14 protein-coding genes are annotated in these 15,638 nt (G+C 73.3%); 8 read left to right on the plus strand and 6 right to left on the minus strand.

The window, feature by feature from the left end; genetic code table 11:
• Positions 1 to 90 precede the first annotated feature (90 nt).
• The 4 genes from QRT03_RS07955 to lysS are packed head-to-tail and all read left to right on the plus strand — an operon-like array spanning position 91 to position 4,603.
• Complete coding sequence (locus tag QRT03_RS07955) at positions 91 to 1,137, plus strand: 3-isopropylmalate dehydrogenase (protein WP_286052108.1); 1,047 nt, start codon at positions 91 to 93, stop codon at positions 1,135 to 1,137.
• Between the two features lie 4 nt (positions 1,138 to 1,141).
• Positions 1,142 to 2,086, plus strand: coding sequence for a hypothetical protein (locus tag QRT03_RS07960; protein ID WP_286052110.1), 945 nt, complete (start codon positions 1,142 to 1,144; stop codon positions 2,084 to 2,086).
• A gap of 10 nt (positions 2,087 to 2,096) precedes the next feature.
• Positions 2,097 to 2,900, plus strand: a complete 804-nt coding sequence (locus tag QRT03_RS07965; RefSeq protein WP_286052112.1) for a fumarylacetoacetate hydrolase family protein — start codon at positions 2,097 to 2,099, stop codon at positions 2,898 to 2,900.
• Positions 2,897 to 4,603, plus strand: a complete 1,707-nt coding sequence (gene lysS / locus QRT03_RS07970; RefSeq protein ID WP_286052113.1) for a lysine--tRNA ligase — start codon at positions 2,897 to 2,899, stop codon at positions 4,601 to 4,603. The genes QRT03_RS07965 and lysS overlap by 4 nt, the downstream gene beginning before the upstream one ends.
• Here the strand turns inward: lysS and QRT03_RS07975 are convergent.
• The 4 genes from QRT03_RS07975 to QRT03_RS07990 all read right to left on the minus strand — a co-directional run bounded on the left by QRT03_RS07975 (position 4,593) and on the right by QRT03_RS07990 (position 9,870).
• Positions 4,593 to 5,447, minus strand: coding sequence for a transketolase family protein (locus QRT03_RS07975; RefSeq protein ID WP_286052115.1), 855 nt, complete (start codon positions 5,445 to 5,447; stop codon positions 4,593 to 4,595). The genes lysS and QRT03_RS07975 overlap by 11 nt on opposite strands.
• A gap of 2 nt (positions 5,448 to 5,449) precedes the next feature.
• Complete coding sequence (locus QRT03_RS07980; protein WP_286052116.1) at positions 5,450 to 6,139, minus strand: thiamine pyrophosphate-dependent enzyme; 690 nt, start codon at positions 6,137 to 6,139, stop codon at positions 5,450 to 5,452.
• A 48-nt stretch (positions 6,140 to 6,187) separates the two neighbouring features.
• Positions 6,188 to 6,937, minus strand: a complete 750-nt coding sequence (locus QRT03_RS07985; RefSeq protein WP_286052117.1) for an AIM24 family protein — start codon at positions 6,935 to 6,937, stop codon at positions 6,188 to 6,190.
• Between the two features lie 284 nt (positions 6,938 to 7,221).
• Positions 7,222 to 9,870, minus strand: coding sequence for a class F sortase (locus tag QRT03_RS07990; RefSeq protein WP_286052118.1), 2,649 nt, complete (start codon positions 9,868 to 9,870; stop codon positions 7,222 to 7,224).
• 143 nt (positions 9,871 to 10,013) lie between these two features.
• On the opposite strand from QRT03_RS07990, the gene QRT03_RS07995 reads away from it, so the two are divergent.
• The gene (locus QRT03_RS07995) at positions 10,014 to 11,141 is read left to right on the plus strand and encodes a CaiB/BaiF CoA transferase family protein (protein ID WP_286052120.1); all 1,128 of its coding nucleotides are present in this window, start codon (positions 10,014 to 10,016) and stop codon (positions 11,139 to 11,141) included.
• A gap of 90 nt (positions 11,142 to 11,231) precedes the next feature.
• On the opposite strand, the gene QRT03_RS08000 is transcribed toward QRT03_RS07995, so the two are convergent.
• Together QRT03_RS08000 and QRT03_RS08005 are read right to left on the minus strand one after the other, a co-directional pair.
• A complete protein-coding gene (locus QRT03_RS08000; RefSeq protein WP_286052121.1) occupies positions 11,232 to 11,516 on the minus strand; it encodes a hypothetical protein in 285 nt (94 codons plus the stop codon).
• 16 nt (positions 11,517 to 11,532) lie between these two features.
• Positions 11,533 to 13,194 carry a sodium:solute symporter family protein gene (locus QRT03_RS08005; RefSeq protein WP_286052122.1) on the minus strand — a complete coding sequence of 554 codons (1,662 nt, stop codon included), beginning with the start codon at positions 13,192 to 13,194 and terminating at the stop codon, positions 11,533 to 11,535.
• A gap of 119 nt (positions 13,195 to 13,313) precedes the next feature.
• Between QRT03_RS08005 and QRT03_RS08010 the strand changes: the two genes are divergently transcribed.
• The 3 genes from QRT03_RS08010 to galK are packed head-to-tail and all read left to right on the plus strand — an operon-like array spanning position 13,314 to position 15,624.
• The gene (locus tag QRT03_RS08010; protein ID WP_286052123.1) at positions 13,314 to 13,532 is read left to right on the plus strand and encodes a hypothetical protein; all 219 of its coding nucleotides are present in this window, start codon (positions 13,314 to 13,316) and stop codon (positions 13,530 to 13,532) included.
• A complete protein-coding gene (galT, locus tag QRT03_RS08015) occupies positions 13,529 to 14,521 on the plus strand; it encodes a galactose-1-phosphate uridylyltransferase (RefSeq protein WP_286052124.1) in 993 nt (330 codons plus the stop codon). Before QRT03_RS08010 ends, galT begins: the two co-directional genes overlap by 4 nt.
• A complete protein-coding gene (galK, locus tag QRT03_RS08020) occupies positions 14,518 to 15,624 on the plus strand; it encodes a galactokinase (RefSeq protein ID WP_286052125.1) in 1,107 nt (368 codons plus the stop codon). Before galT ends, galK begins: the two co-directional genes overlap by 4 nt.
• Positions 15,625 to 15,638 lie beyond the last annotated feature (14 nt).

Consider the following 15,638-nt stretch of genomic DNA (forward strand, 5'->3'; position numbering starts at 1 on the left):
AGGAGTCCCACCGACACGCGCGGTAGCCTCCACCGCAGGTGAGGTCGGTCGCACCATCGAGGTCGGCCCGTCGGGGGAGGAAGGCTGGACATGCGACTCGCGGTGGTTCCCGGTGACGGCATCGGTCCCGAGGTCGTCAACGAGGCCCTCAAGGTCCTCTCCGAGGTCGCGCCGCAGATCGAGCCGACGCAGTACGACCTCGGTGCGGCCCGCTGGCACTCGACGGGCGAGCTGCTCCCGGAGTCGGTGCTCACCGAGCTCCGCGAGCACGACGCGATCCTGCTCGGCGCGGTCGGCGACCCGTCGGTCCCGAGCGGCATCCTCGAGCGCGGCCTGCTGCTGCGCCTGCGCTTCGAGCTCGACCACCACGTGAACCTGCGGCCCGCCCGGCTCTACCCCGGGGTCCGCGGCCCGCTCTCCGCGCAGCCCGAGGTCGACCTCGTCGTCGTCCGCGAGGGCACCGAGGGCCCGTACGCGGGCACCGGCGGCCTGCTGCGCAAGGACACCCCGCAGGAGATCGCGACCGAGGTCAGCGTGAACACCGCGTTCGGCGTCGAGCGGGTGGTGCGCGACGCGTTCGCCCGGGCCTCGAACCGGCCGCGCCGACACCTGACCCTGGTGCACAAGACGAACGTCCTCACGCACGCCGGCTCGTTGTGGTCGCGCGTGGTCGAGGAGGTCTCGCTGGAGCACCCCGAGGTCGCGGTGGACTACCAGCACGTCGACTCGACGACGATCCACCTGGTCACCGACCCGTCGCGCTACGACGTGATCGTCACCGACAACCTCTTCGGCGACATCCTCACCGACCTCGCGGCCGCGGTCACCGGCGGCATCGGCCTCGCGGCCTCGGGCAACCTCGACGTCAGCCGGGCCAACCCGAGCATGTTCGAGCCGGTGCACGGCTCGGCCCCGGACATCGCGGGCAAGGGCATCGCGGACCCGACGGCGGCCGTGCTCTCCGTCGCGCTGCTCCTCGACCACCTGGGCGAGCCCGAGCTGGCCCGCCGCGTCGAGGCGGCCGTCGCCTTCGACCTCGCGACCCGTGACCACCAGAACCCGGGCGGGACGTCGGCGGTGGGCGACCGGCTCGCCGCCCTGGTGTCCAGCGCCGCCGGGACCCGCACCTCGGCCTGACGCCGTGCGGCGCTGGTCGCTCGACGACGTCCTCGCCCTGCTCTGGTTCGTCGGCGGGCTGGTCGTCGCGGGCTACCTCCTCCACCTCGCCGTCGGCCCCGGGAGCCTCGAGGGCTCCCGGTGGCCGTTGGTCGGGCTCGCCGTCGTGGCGTTGATCGGGTTCACGACGGTGGCCGTGCGTCACCTGTGGGCCGCGCGCCGGGCGCGGGCGGAGCGCGAGTCCGGCCCCGTGCACGGATGGTTTCCCGACGCCGGGTCGGTGCGGTACCGCGACCCCGGCCCGCCGGTGCCCATCGCACCGGAGCCGTCCGGCATGCCGTTCACGCCGGGCCCACCCCCCGAGCTCTCGCCCGAGGGCCGCGCCGAGCTCGCCCGCGTCGTCGGGATCCTCGACCGCGCCGGGCTCTTCCGGCCCCGGACCCCGCGACCGGTCGACCTCATGGAGGCCGTGGCCGACGCGGGCGAACCGGTCACGAGCTGCACCGCACTCTCCGCGTTGTGGGAGGGCGGGTACTACCACGAGGACTTCGACACCGACGACCACCTGGCCGCCCTCGCGTTCCACGACAGCCACACCGAGCAGGTCGAGGACACCCTGCGCGAGCACGTCGCCGACCTCGCCCGTCTCACCGGCGCCGACATCGTCGTCGAGGACCTACAGGTCGGCGACACCCGCACGACGGTGCGGCTCACCGTCGACGGGACCACGCTCGACCTCGCGTGGGCGAGCGCGTGGAAGTACCTCTCGACGGTCCTCCACGTCGCGGTCGCGCGGGCCCTGCCGGAGGTCGGCCTGGGGTGGGTGTGGTCGGACCAGGGCGCCTGGCTGGGCGTGCCGCGCGGTGGCGTGGCGGCCCTCGACGCCGAGCTCGGGCGGGCCGGGGGTTGGACGCTCGTCGCCGACGAGGAGCCGGTGGCGGCCGGGGAGGTCGTCCTACCCCGCGACTAGGGTGGTCGGCGTGCGTCTCGCCCGGATCGCCCATGCCGACGGTGTCTCCTTCGTCGCCCTCCAGTCGCCCACCGCCGCCGGTGGCAGCCCGGAGGGCGGGGACGTCTGCGCGGAGATCGCCGAGCACCCGTTCGGCGACCCGACGTTCACGGGGAAGACCTGGCCGCTGGCCGACGTCCGGCTGCTCGCGCCCATCCTCCCGTCGAAGGTCGTCTGCATCGGCAAGAACTACGCCGAGCACGTCGCGGAGATGGGCGGTGGCGACGCCCCGGCGAACCCGCTGATCTTCATGAAGCCCTCCACCAGCGTGATCGGGCCGGGGCTGCCGATCCAGCGTCCCGCGGACTCGGAGCGGGTGGACTACGAGGGCGAGCTCGCCGTCGTCATCGGCCAGCCCTGCCGGGACGTGCCGGAGGCGCGCGCGAAGGACGTCGTCCTGGGCTACACCGTCGCGAACGACGTGACCGCGCGCGACCTGCAGTCCGCCGACGGGCAGTGGACGCGCGCCAAGGGCTACGACACGTTCTGCCCGATCGGCCCGTGGATCGAGACGTCGCTCGACCCGTCCGACCTCGCGATCGAGACCACGCTCGACGGCGCGTCGGTTCAGAAGTCGCGCACCAGCATGCTGATCCACGGCATCGAGAAGCAGATCGCCTACATCTCCCGGGTCATGACGCTCCTGCCCGGCGACACGATCCTCACCGGCACCCCGGCCGGCGTCGGTCCGATGGTCGACGGGCAGACCGTGTCGGTCACCGTCGAGGGGATCGGGACGCTGACCAATCCGGTACGGGACCGGACGACGGCGTGAGCAGGCGTCGCGGCGAGGCCGAGTCGACCTCGCAGGACTGGGTGGCGACGCTCGCCGACGAGGTCGTCGCCGCCCAGAAGGAGATCGACGGGGCCGAGTCGGGCCGGACGATCATCTGCGCGTCCGGCCTGAGCCCGTCCGGCCCGATCCACCTGGGCAACCTGCGCGAGGTGCTCACGCCGCACCTCGTCGCGGACGAGATCCGCCGCCGTGGCATCCCGTGCGAGCACGTCATCTCGTGGGACGACTTCGACCGCTACCGCCGGGTCCCGAGGGGCGTCGAGGGCATCGACGACTCGTGGGCGGAGCACATCGGCAAGCCGCTGACCGCGGTGCCGGCGCCCCGCGGCAGCGGGCACCCCAACTGGGCCGAGCACTTCAAGGCGCCCATGATCGCGGCGCTCGAGCAGCTCGGCGTGCCCTACCGCGGCATCTCGCAGACACAGATGTACACCTCCGGTGCCTACGTGCCGCAGACGCTGCTCGCGATGCGCGAGCGCTCGCGCATCGACGCGGTGCTCGGCCGGTTCCGGACGAAGAAGACATCCGCAGACGGCGAGGAGGGGCCGGACGACGAGGCCGTGGGCTCGGCGACCGGCGAGTACTTTCCCTACAAGCCGTTCTGCACCGCGTGCGGCAAGGACGACACCACGATCGTCGCCTACGACGACGACACCACCGAGATGTCGTTCACCTGTGCGTGCGGGTCGTCCGAGACGGTGCGGCTCGACGGGTTCACCCGCGGCAAGCTGGTGTGGAAGGTCGACTGGCCCATGCGCTGGGCGTACGAGGGCGTGGACTTCGAGCCGAGCGGGGTGGATCACTCGTCCCCGGGCTCGTCGTACGAGGTCGGCGGCCTGCTGGTGTCGGAGGTCTTCGGCGGACGGCAGCCGATCGGGCCGATGTACGCGTTCGTCGGCATCTCCGGGCAGGCGAAGATGTCGTCGTCGAAGGGTGGCGTGCCCACCCCGTCGTCGGCCCTCGAGGTCTTCGAGGCGCCGCTGCTGCGGTGGCTCTACGCCCGCCGTCGTCCGAACCAGGCCATCAAGGTCGCGTTCGACGCCGAGCTCTCCCGGCTCTACGACGAGTGGGACGCGCTTTCCCGCAAGGTCGCCGGCGGCACCGCGCCGCCGATCGAGGCGCTGGGCCACGCGCGGTCGGTGGCGACGGCAGAGCGCGCGCTGCCGCTCACGCCGCAGCCGGTCGCGTTCCGCACGCTGACCTCCGTCGTCGACGTGACCACGGGCGATCCGGAGCAGCTGGGCCGCATCCTGACGGGGCTGGTGTCGAGCGACCCCGAGGAGCCGGTCACCCTCGACGACCTGCAGCCCCGCCTGGACCGCGCGGAACACTGGGTCGAGCACTACATGCCCGAGGAGTCGCACACCCGCCTGCTGCCGGCGCCCGACACCTCGTTGCTCGGGTCCCTGGACGACACCGACCGCGAGTCGCTGCGGCTGCTGCTCGACGGGCTGGAGCAGGACTGGTCGCTCGAGGGCCTCACCACCCTGGTCTACGGGGTGCCGAAGCAGCAGGCCGGCCTGCCGTTGGACACGAAGCCGACCGACGAGCTGAAGGCCGCCCAGCGCCGCTTCTTCGTGCTGCTCTACCGGGCGCTCGTCGGGTCGGACACCGGGCCGCGCCTGCCCACGCTGCTGCTCGCGGCGGGGCCGGAGGCGGTGCGCCGACAGCTCACAGCCTGAGCTCGTGGTCGCCGTAGCGGTGCGACTCCTCCCGCGGGTGGCCGATCATGACGGCGCGGTGCGGCCGGTCGGACAGCGCCTCGGCGAGCACGCGGGCGGAGGTCCCCTCGAGGTAGGGCTCGACCATCGTCACCGTCGGGACCTCTCCGACGACCCTCCGCAGGCCGGCGGCGTCGAACGGCCGGACCGTCGAGGTGTAGAGCACGGTCGCGTCGCGGAACCGGCTGGCGGCGAGCACGCGGTCGAGCGTCGGGCCGACGGCGACGACGACGTCGTCGGGTGACCCGCGCCGGATCGTCTGCAGGCCCTCGCCGTGGTGCGGCTCGGCGTTGGTCTCGTCGGAGAGCCGGACGTAGACCAGGCCGTCGGCGTCGATGGACTCCCGGACCAGCCGGTCGGCCTCCTCGGGATGCCCGGGGACGTGCACCGTCCAGCCCGGGAGCGTGTCGATCACGGCGACGTCCTCCGGCGCCTCGTGCGTGCGCCCGATGCCCGGCTGGTCGTACGACGCGCCGATGGAGACGAGCACGGCCCCGACCCCCTGGTGCCCGAGGTCGAGCTTGAGCTGCTCGTAGGGCCGCTCCACGAGGAACGGTGCGTAGGAGTGCACCACCGGGCGCAGTCCCGTCAGGGCCAGCCCGCCCGCGACGCCGAGCATCAGCTGCTCACGGATGCCGACGTTGACCACGCGGTCCGGGTGGCGGGCGGCGAGGTCGGGGACGGGGTCGGCGCCGGCGGAGATGTCGGCGAGGACGAGGGCGGTGCGGTCGTCGGCGTCGATCGCGTCGGCAGCGGCGCGCAGGAAGGCCTCGCGCATGGTGGGGGCGGCGATTCTCGTCGTCATGGTCATCCCTTCGACTCCACGACGGCGACGACCGCGAGCGGCCGGTCGTCGTGAGCGGCGGTCAGTGCGGTCTCGAGGACGTCGTGGTCGCGGCCGTCGACGGTGATCGCACGCCAGCCCTCGGTGAGGAACAGCTCGGCGAGCTCCCCACGGTGCGTGGCGGAGGCGTTGTCGACGACGACGGCCGTCAGGTTCGCCATCCCGGAGCGCCCGGCGTAGGCGATGGCCTCGTGGTTCGAGCCCTCGTCGAGCTCGGCGTCGCCGACCAGGACGAACACCCGGGGCGTCGTCAGGCCGCGGATGCGCAGGCCGAGCGCGGTCCCGACGGCGAGCGGCAGGCCGTGGCCGAGCGACCCGGACCCGATCTCCACGCCGGGCACCAGCACACGGTCCGGGTGGAGGCCGAGCCGCGAGCCGGGCTGTGCCCACGTCGCCAGTTCGGACTCGTCGAGGAACCCGTGCGCGGCCAGCACTGCGTAGAAGGCCATCGGCCCGTGGCCCTTGGAGAGCAGGAAACGGTCACGGACCGGGTCGTCGGGGTGCTCCGGATCGACCTGGAGCACGCGGTCGTAGAGCACCTGCAGGACGTCGAGGGTCGAGGTCGCGGCGGCCGAGTGCTTCTCGTCGCCCGTCATCAGCGACATCAGCCGGTGCAGCTCGGCCGGGTCGGTGGGAGGTCGCATGGTCGTCATGGCGACGACCGTGCGACCTCCACTGCGGTTGAGGTCAAGGAGAGGAGCTCACCGCAGGAAGTTGTTCAGCACGCCGCCGACCCCGCCGACACCGGCCTCCTGGCCGCTCCCACCGCCGGAGATCATGTCGAGCGGGACCTCCTCGCTGGGCTGCACGATGACGAAGCCGCGGCCGCCGAAGGCCATCGTGAAGGCCTCGCCGGTGGTGCGGCCCATGAGCGTCTTCAGCCCGAACTGCTCGGCGTGGTGCACCCCGACCTGCAGGCCCGCCGACCACGCGATCGCCGCCTGCGGGTCGGCGTAGGTCGGCGCATCGACGTTGAGGACGACCGGGGAACCCTTGCAGGTGATGGCGAGCCGGCCCTGGCCGCGGAACACGCAGTTGAACAGGCCCGCGCCGCCCATCGAACCGGCGCCGGAGACCATCTGGATGTCGTAGGACAGCGTCGAGTCGAAAGCGAGCACGTTCTTGCCGTTGATCGTCAGGGCGTCGTTCGGGCCCTCGAGGTCGATCACGTGCACGTCGGAGGCGGCGTTGGCGAGGAACACGTCGCCCCGGCCACTGACCTTCATCAGCGGGACGCCCTCGCCCGTGAGCTTCTGCTTGAAGAAGTTGCCGATGCCGCCGGCGCCCATCGCCTCGAAGCGCACGTCACCCTGGTAGGCCACCATCGACCCCTGCCGGGCCATGGCCTCGCCGTTGAGCTCGATCTTGAGCATCTTGGAGTTCTGCAGGCGGAGCCCCGGCTGGGCCGACTCCTGCTCCTGGTTCTCGGGGGCGAAGAGGTTGCTGCGCACGACGGTCTCCTGATCACTCTTGGTGATTGCTACCGGGACGTCCGGCCGAGATCATTCTCGCGACGAACACGCACGGTCAACGAGGGGGAGAACCCCCGAAGTTCCCGGGGGTCACCCCTAGGAGCAGCCCTGATCAGCGAGGACCCTCGGCGGTGCGGCGCGGTGTCCGACCGCCGAGGGTGCTCGCTCGGCGAGTCGGGCGGGCGCGGTGTGGGCCGCGCCTGTGATCAACGAGCACTCTCGGCGGTGTGGCGCGGTGTCCGACCGCCGAGGGTGCTCGCTCGTCAGCGCGGGGACGCGTAGACGATGACGTTGTCCTCGTACGAGCGCACCGACCGGTCGAACGGCCCGCCGCAGGTGATGAGGCGCAGCGAGGGACCCGCGGTCGCGCCGTACACGGCCTCCGTCGGGAAGGCGTCCTTGTCGACGGTCTGCACCCGGTCCACCGCGAACCGCGCGACCGTGCCGTCGCTGCGCGGCACGTCGATCGGGTCACCCGGCTTCAGGTCCTTGAGGTTCCAGAACACGCCCGGTCCGCGCCACGAGTCGACGTGCCCGACCAGCACCGCCGGTCCGGCGTCGCCCGGCGTCGACCCGAACCACCCGACGTCGTGCGGGGTGGACGGCGCCTGGAGCTCGCCGTCGCGGTCCAGGCCGAGGTTCCCGACGGCGGGTGCGTCGATCTTCGCGCCCGGCACGACCAGACCAGCGGGCCGGACGGGGCTCGTCGGCGCGCCCCAGGTCGGGAGTTCGGGCTCGACGGGCGAGGCCGGCCGTGCCTGGAGGTCGACGAAGGTGCTCGCCATCCCGCCGAACCCGGCCGGCACGCCGCCCTGCGGGGTCGGACGGGTGGAAGGTGCGGGAGTCGGCTTCGGTGCAGGGGCCGGCGCCGGGGTCGTGGTCGACGGGGTCGTCGACGGCGCCGGCGTGCTCGACGGGGCACTCGGCTGGGCCGGAGCGGGTGAGGCCGGGGCGGCGGGTGCCGGGGACTGGGGCGCAGCCAGGGCGGGGGATGCCGGTGCGGCCGGAGCGGCGGGTGCCGCAGGAGCGGGTGAGGCCGGTGCGGCGGGTGCCGGGGACTGAGGCGCAGCCGGGGCGGGGGATGCCGGTGCGGCCGGAGCCGGCGAGGCCGGAGCAGCTGGAGCCGCGGGTGCTGCCGGAACCGCGGGCGCGGGGACGGCGGGTGCCGGGGACTGCGGTGCGGCGGGGGCGGCGGGTGCCGGGGACTGCGGTGCGGCGGGTGCCGGGGACTGCGGTGCGGCGGGAGCCGGGGACTGCGGCGCAGCGGGGGCGGCCGGTGCCGGGGACTGCGGTGCGGCCGGAGCGGCCGGCGCCGGGGACTGGGCGGCGGCCGGGGCGAACAGGGGAGCGGCGTCGGGGACGGCGGTGACCGTGAGCGCGCCCTGCGGGTCCCGGGAGACGACGACGGTGTTCACCGAGGTGCTCGTGACCGGCAGCGTCGTCCGGGCGGTCTCACCCGACGTCGTCGTGACGTCCATCGTCCAGGACCGGGCGTCGACCTCGGCGTACGGCGAGCTGGTGCCGTAGAAGACGTTGCTGGCCAGTGGGCCGCCGCCCTCCGCGACGACGCTCAGCGGGCCGACCCCGGAGGCGGCCGAGACGACGCGGACGTACGCCCTGCCCGGGGACGCGAGCTGCGTGCCGTCGTCGAGCACCTCGGCCTGCGGCGTGGAGTTCGGGCCGATGTCGACGAACGCCGCCGTCTGCGCAGTCCGGACCCCCACCTCGACGTTCGCGCTCAGGGCCGGCGGGGACGCGGGGTCCGCGCCGGCGGGGCGGGCCGCGAGCGTGTAGGTCCCGGGCGACGCGGTGAGGTAGCTCGACAGGGTCCGGTAGGTGACGTCGGAGGCGACCTTCGTCGCCGGCAGACCCGGGCCGCTGACGTACATGTCGACCGCGCCGGTCGACGGGGACAGGTGCGCGACCCGGAGCACGCCCTGGTCGCCGGTCGGCGGTGCGGTGAGCTGCGTCGGGAGGAGCGGGAGCGCGACGGCGGCCGGGACCACTGCGAGCGGGACCAGCGATGCCCGCGGAGGTGCCGCGACGGCCGCGGTGAGCGGCGACACCGGGCGGAGCGGGAGGGTCGACGCCGCGCGGGCGGCGGCCGGGACCACGCTCAGCGGGACGACGGCCGGCGGGACCACGACCGACGGGACGGCGACCGGGCCGACCGACGTCGGGCCCACCGCCACCGAGGGAACCCCGACGGAGGGCGCCCCGCCCGAGGCCGACACGGTCGTCGATCCGACGGCCACCGACGGCGCCGCGACGGGGCCGACCCCGGCCGAGCCGACGTCCACGGACGGGAGGCGGAGGGTGCCGACCTCGACCGGGGCGGGCTGCTGCGGCGCGACCCGGATCGAGGGGACGCTCGCCGCCCCGAGCCCGAGCGACGGCGTCGTCACGGGCCCGACGGAGGCCGACGGCACCTGCACGGACGGCAGGTTCACCGTCGGGGTGTCGAGCAGCGACGGGGCGGACGACGTGCTGCTCCGCGCCGCGGGCGGCGTCACGGTGAGCTCGCGCAGCGCCCTGCCGACACCCGATCCGGACTCCGACGACCGCGTCGAGTCCGACTCCGACGACCCCGACGACGAGTCCCGCGAGGAGGAGGACCGCTCCGAGGAGGACGAGGACTCCTTCGACGACGACCCGGAGTCCGACGATTCCTTCGACGACGACCCGGAGTCCGACGACTCCTTCGACGAGGACCCGGTCAGCTCGCGCACGAGTCCGCCCAGACCGCCGGAGCCGCCCGACCCGTCGTCGGAGCCGGAGCGGTCCTCGTCGGCGACGGCGAGCGTCGGGCCGGACGCGAGGACAGTGGGTGGTGGGGCCTGGGCGCAGAGTGCGACACCGACACCGAGTGTGGACACCACGACCAGTGCGGTCGCCGTACTCGCGCCCCTCATGCTGCTGACTCCCGGGTTCCGCTGGTCCGAACAGGTGTCACTCATTCGAGGAAACGACGCTGGCCGGTTCGCGTGACGCGGGAACGGGGCGTGATCGCGGTGACGCCGCGCGTCGCGCCGCCACGCCGGGCACGATCGTCGTCATGGCCAGCACCCGGGCGCTCCCGTTGGACGGCATCCTCGTCGTGAGCTGCGAACAGGCGGTGGCGGCGCCCCTCGCGACGCGGCATCTCGCGGATCTCGGCGCGCGCGTGGTCAAGGTCGAGCGTCCGGGGCGCGGGGACTTCGCCCGCGACTACGACACGACGGTGAACGGGCTGTCGAGTCATTTCGTGTGGCTGAACCGGTCGAAGGAGTCGGTCACGGCGGACCTCAAGGACCCCGAGCAGTTCGGGCGGGTGCGGGAGCTGATCGCGCGGGCCGACGTGTTCGTCCAGAACTTCGCCCCGGGCGCGGCCGAGCGGCTCGGCCTGGGCGCGGAGGACCTCCGTCGGGAGCACCCGCAACTGGTCCACTGCAGCATCTCGGGCTACGGCTCGTCGGGTCCGTACCGCGACGCGAAGGCGTACGACGCGCTGATCCAGGCGGAGGCCGGGCTGGTCTCGGTCACCGGGACCGAGGAGCACCCGGCCAAGGCGGGGATCCCGGCGGCCGACATCGGCGCCGGCATGTACGCCTTCTCCGGCATCCTCGCCGCGCTCTACGACAGGGAGCGCACGGGCGAGGGCACGACCTTCGAGGTCAGCCTCTTCGACGCCCTCAGCGAGTGGATGGGGTTCCCGCTGCACTACGCCGCGGGCAGCGGGACGGCGCCGGTCCGGGCCGGGACCAGCCACGCCGCGATCGCCCCCTACGGCGCGTTCGCGGCCGGCGACGGGCAGGAGGTGGTGCTCTCGATCCAGAACGACCGGGAGTGGCGGCGCTTCTGCGAAACCGTCCTGGGCGACGCCTCGATCGCGGACGACCCCCGCTTCGTCACGAACTCCGACCGGATCGAGAACCGTCCCGCGCTGCACGCGGTGATCGACGGGGTGCTGCGCGACCTCACCGGCGACGAGTTCGTCGAGCGCCTCGAGCGGGCCGGGATCGCGAACGCCCGCCGTCGGACCCTCGACCAGGTGCTCGCGCACCCGCAGCACGAGCAGCGCGGGCGGTTCGTGGAGGTCGGGACACCGAACGGCCCGATCCGGACGCTGCTCCCGCCGATCACCTTCCTCGACGGGCGGACCCCACGGATGGATCCGGTGCCCGACGTCGGGCCGCAGATCTAGGCCGTTCGGCCGCACCCCCGAACCGAACGAGCGGCACTCTCGCGCGCGTAGATGCAGCGAGAGTGCCGTTCGCTCGGAAGGGGGGAGGGCTCAGTCGATGTTCTCCTCCACGTCGATGCCCAGCGGACGCGTGATGCCCCAGACCAGGAAGATCGCGGCGACGACGAGCAGGCCGATCCCGGTCCAGAGGTTGATCGAGACGCCGGCCGCGCGGGCCAGCTCCTCGGGGCCGTCGATCAGCCCGCGGATGACGAGGACGATCCCGTAGACGCCCATGAGGGCGCCGATGACGTAGCGCAGGTCGAACAGCCGCTGCATGCGGCTGCCGGTCTCGACCGTGGTCTGGGGCTGACCGGGCTGTACCGGTTCGCTCACGACGACTCCCTTCCGTTCAGGCGAAGACGATGTTGAGGACGACGGTCAGCGCGAGCGCGAGACCACCGAGGAGGACGGGCTTGCGGTACCAGACGCGCTCCTTGGGCTGGCGCAGCGTCGGGACCACGCCGTCGGCGCCGGGCACGCCGTAGACGATGCCCGCGAGACGTTCCGGCTCGGGCTTCGCGGTGGCCAGCGAGACCACGACCGTCACGACGACGTCCACGAGGAACGCGGCGCCGGCCTGGTAGAAGCTGGTCGCGATGCCGGAGCCGAAGTCGACCGCGCCGGCCTCGGCCAGGATGAACACCAGCGCCCCGGCGAGCACGCCGGTGAGCAGGCCCGCGAAGCCGCCCCAGCCGCTGGTGCGCTTCCAGAACATGCCGAGGATGAAGGTCGCGAAGATCGGGGCGTTGAAGATCCCGAACAGCGACTGCAGGTAGGTCATGATGTTGTTGAAGTCGGCGGCGAGCAGAGCGGTGAAGATCGCGATGACGACGCCGACGGCCGTGACCACCCGGCCGGCGTTGAGGTAGTAGCGGTCGCTGCGGCCCTTCGCCAGGTAGGGCTGGAGCAGGTCGTAGGTGACGACCGTGTTCAGGCTGGAGACGTTCGCCGCGACACCGGCCATGAACGAGGCGAACAGGCCGGTCAGCGCGATGCCGAGCACACCCTCGGGGAGCAGTTGGCCGATGAGGGCCGGGATCGCGTCGTTGTACTCCAGCCCGCCCGCGCCCTCGTTGCCGAAGTTCGGGATGGCGATGAGGGCGACGAGGCCGGGGATGATCGTGACGGCGGGGATCAGGATCTTCGGGAACGCCGCGATCAGGGGTGTGCGCTGCGAGGCGCTGCGGTCCTTCGCCGAGAGGGCGCGCTGGATCTCGGCGAAGTTCGTCGTCCAGTAGCCGAAGGACAGCACGAAGCCCAGGCCGAGGACGATCGAGACCCAGTTGGCGCCGATCGGGTTCGTGACGTCGCCGACGCCGGTGCCCTGCCAGGCGTGCAGGCCCTCCTCGCCGAGCGCGGAGGCGGTGACCTTGTCGGCCAGCGCGGAGAAGCCGCCGACCGACCGGACGGCGACGATCGCGAGCGGGACGAGGCCGGCGAGGATGACGAAGAACTGCAGCACCTCGCCGTAGATCGCCGAGCCGAGGCCGCCGAAGCCGATGTAGACCAGCACGACCGCGGCCGACACCACGATGCCCAGGAACTCCGGCCACCCGAGCAGCGCGTTCAGCACGATCGCCAGGGCGTACAGGTTCACGCCCGCGATCAGCACCGAGGCGACCGCGAAGACGATCGCGTTCAGCACGTGGGTGTAGTTGCCGAAGCGCAGCCGCAGGAACTCCGGCACCGACCGGACCTTCGAGCGGTAGTAGAACGGCATCATGACGATGCCTAGGAAGACCATCGCCGGGACGGCGCCGATCCAGTAGTAGTGCACCGTCGCGACGCCGTACTCGGCGCCGTTCGCGGCCATCCCGATGATCTCGGTGGCGCCCAGGTTGGCGGCGACGAACGCGAGGCCGGTGACCCAGGCGGGGAGCGACCGGCCGGCGAGCAGGAAGTCGGCGCTGGTGCCGACGGCGCGTCGGGCGACGACGCCGATGCCCAGCACGACGACGAAGTAGAGCGCCAGGAGCGTGTAGTCCAGCCATCCTGGGTTCAGGCGCAGCATCGCGACCTCTCGGGCTTGCTCGGGGTTCCGTGAAGGTTCCCGTGAACGTTATCGTTAGCTGGCGCACACCATGGGCCCGCGGGGCCCGGGCGTCAAGAGGGCATGAAGGGTGGCGGTCGATGACGACGCCGGACGAGGCGGCGGTGACCCGTACCGGGCACTTTTCTGACGTCGAGCGTCAGCATGGCCGCACTGCTGACATCGGGGGGCCCACGATGCCCGGACTCGTCGTCGAACCCGAGCGGCTTCCCGACGGCCGGTCGATCACCTATTTCTCGGCGGGAGACCCAGCGCAGCGGAGCTCGACCGGGTTTGGCCGCGAGGACCAGGACGTATGAGCGAGCGCCGCTACGACCCCACGCACGACGAGTGGGTCACCTTCGCCACGCACCGTCAGGACCGCACCTACAAGCCGGCCACCGCGGACTGCCCGCTGTGCCCGACGCACCCCGGCGGCCCGGAGACCGAGATCCCGCGCGAGCACTTCGACATCGCCGTGTTCGACAACCGCTTCCCGTCGCTGTCGGCCGACCCGCCGCCCCCCGATCTCGAGGGCACCGACCTCGTGCCGGTCGAGCCGGCGTACGGGCACTGCGAGGTCGTCGTGTTCACCGACGACCACGAGGCCACCCTGGCGAGTGTGGGGGAGCGCCGCGTCCGGCTGCTCGTGGACGCGTGGGCGCACCGCTTCGCCGCACTGGCCGCCGACGAGAAGATCGGCTACGTGCTGCCGTTCGAGAACAAGGGCGAGGCGGTCGGCGTCACGCTGCACCACCCGCACGGCCAGATCTACGCGTACCCGGACGTCCCCCCGCGTCCGGCCCGCGAGCAGCGCGCCGCCCGTCGGCACCGCGAACGCACCGGGCGCTGCGTGTTCTGCGACGTCGTCGACCAGGAGAAGGGGGGCCCGCGCGTCGTGGTCGAGGGCACGCACTTCCTCGCCGGGGTGCCACCGTGGGCGCGGTTCCCGTACGAGGTCGACCTCTGGGCCCGCGAGCACGTCGGCACGCTGCCCGAGCTCGACCGCGAGGCCCGCGACGACCTCGCCCGCGTCCTCGCCCGGGTCCTGGCCGGCTACGACGAGTACTTCGGCTTCCGGACGTCCTACCTGCTGGGCATCCACTCCGCGCCGGTGAACGGTCCCGACGACGAGCGCGTGCTCGGCCACCTGCACCTGGAGATCTGCCCGCCGCACCGCGGGGGCGGGAAGCTGAAGTACCTGGCCGGGTCGGAGACGTTCGGCGGTGCCTTCCTCACCGACGTCGCCCCCGAGGTCGCGGGGCCCCGCCTGCGCGAGGCGGCCGGGCGCGCGACGGTGCCGGCATGAGCGCCGGGCACGCGGTCGAGGCCTTCCGGGCGGCCCACGGCCGGGACCCGGAGGGGGTGTTCTCCGCCCCGGGCCGCGTCAACCTCATCGGCGAGCACACCGACCACAACGAGGGGCACGTCCTGCCCTTCGCGGTCGACCGTCGCACGTGGGTCGCGGTCGGGCGGCGCGACGACGACCTCGCGACGGTGCGCTCGGACGACCCGGGCACGGAGCCGGTGGAGCTCGCCGTCGGGAAGCTCGCGACCGCGTCCGGGTGGAGCGCCTACCCGCTCGGCACGCTGTGGGCGCTCGGCGTCGGGCGGGGATGGGACCTCGTGGTGCACGGCGAGGTGCCGCTGGGGGCCGGGCTGTCGAGCTCGGCCGCGCTGGAGAGCGCCGTCGCGCTCGCGGTGGACGAGCTGGCCGGGCTCGGGCTCGAGCGGGTCGCGCTCGCGGCGGCCGGGCGTCGGGCGGAGAACGAGGTGGTGGGCGCGCCGGTCGGGATCATGGACCAGGCGGCCTCGCTGCTGTGCCGGGAGGGCTCGGCGCTGCTGCTCGACTGCCGCTCGATGGCGGCGGAGGACGTCGCGCTCGGCTTCGAGGCCGCAGACCTGTCCGTGCTGGTGATCGACTCGCGGGTCCGCCACGACCTCGCCGACGGCGGCTACGCCGACCGCCGTGCCGGGTGCGTCGCGGCGGCCGAGGCGCTGGGCGTGCCGGCGCTGCGCGACGCGACCCTGCCCGCCGTCGAGAACCTCCCGGAGGGCGCCCCGAAGAAGCGGGCGCGGCACGTCGTCACCGAGGAGTCGCGGGTGCACGAGGTCGTCGGCCTGGTGCGGGCCGGGCGTCCGGAGGAGGTCGGGGCGGTGCTGTCCGCCTCGCACGCCTCGCTGCGCGACGACTACGAGGTGTCCGTGCCCGAGGTGGACGCGATCGTCGGCGCGGCCGTCGGGGCCGGTGCGCTCGGCGCCCGCATCATGGGCGGCGGGTTCGGGGGATCGGTGATCGCCCTGGTGCCGGCCGACCGCGTCGACGCCGTCACCGCGGCCTGCGGGGCCCTGCGCCCGGAGCCGACGGTGCGCGAGGTCGCGCCGGCCGCGGGCGCGCGACGGGACATCTGACGTGACCCGCCTCG

The organism is Actinomycetospora termitidis, assembly GCF_030286555.1.
Classification (GTDB): domain Bacteria; phylum Actinomycetota; class Actinomycetes; order Mycobacteriales; family Pseudonocardiaceae; genus Actinomycetospora; species Actinomycetospora termitidis.